This is a genomic window from Streptomyces marinisediminis (assembly GCF_026262575.1).
In the GTDB taxonomy this organism is placed as follows: Bacteria; Actinomycetota; Actinomycetes; order Streptomycetales; family Streptomycetaceae; genus Streptomyces; species Streptomyces marinisediminis.
The window spans coordinates 1-202 of record NZ_JAPKFL010000141.1 but is presented as its reverse complement, the minus strand read 5'-3'; the positions used below and the strand labels follow the sequence as shown (position 1 = coordinate 202).

At 69.8% G+C, this 202-nt stretch carries 1 pseudogene; it reads right to left on the bottom strand.

Going from position 1 to position 202, the window contains the following annotated elements:
• Positions 1 to 202 (bottom strand): annotated as a pseudogene (locus OSB71_RS24440) (IS630 family transposase); the annotation flags it as partial.

Here is a 202-nt window from a genome sequence, read left to right as displayed (position 1 = left end):
GTCGGTCGAGAGCTTCCAGGTCTGCACGATGTGCGGCTTGAGGCCGAACGCCCGCCAGATCCGGGAGACAGCCGACTGCGACATGCCCGCGACCTGGGCCATCGACCGCGTCGACCAGTGCGAATCCCCCGACGGCGGCGCCTGGCCAAGAGTCCTGGCGACCATGGCCTCGACCTGCTCGTCCGTGATCCTACGCGGCGCC